Here is a 344-nt window from a genome sequence, read left to right on the forward strand (position 1 = left end):
TATCACGGGAAATTTTTGGGGGAAAAGCGGCCCTGTTGATGGCGTCGCCGCAGATCCGCAGTACCTCGATATTTACGTGCCCGCTGGTGTGAAAAAGAGTTTCAAGATCGACACCTACAGTCGGGCCTTCGCATATATTTTCGACGGGTCGGGCCGTTTCGCCGATGCTTCAAGACCGACGGGTGTTCTCCTCGAGAAAGAAGTGCGCGGCGAAGAGGTCAATATTCGCGATATGTAGGGCAACCGGACTTTGGTTCGATTTGGCTCAGGTGACGAGGTCACCGTTCAAGCAGGCGAAAAAGGCATCCGGTTTTTGCTTATCTCGGGTGCGCCGATCCAAGAAC

Annotated in this window: 1 pseudogene; it reads left to right on the plus strand. The window is 53.8% G+C overall.

Going from position 1 to position 344, the window contains the following annotated elements:
* Positions 1 to 344 (plus strand): annotated as a pseudogene (locus AB9F29_RS21535) (pirin-like C-terminal cupin domain-containing protein); the annotation flags it as partial.

The organism is Falsihalocynthiibacter sp. S25ZX9 (assembly GCF_041205405.1).
GTDB lineage: Bacteria > Pseudomonadota > Alphaproteobacteria > Rhodobacterales > Rhodobacteraceae > Falsihalocynthiibacter > Falsihalocynthiibacter arcticus.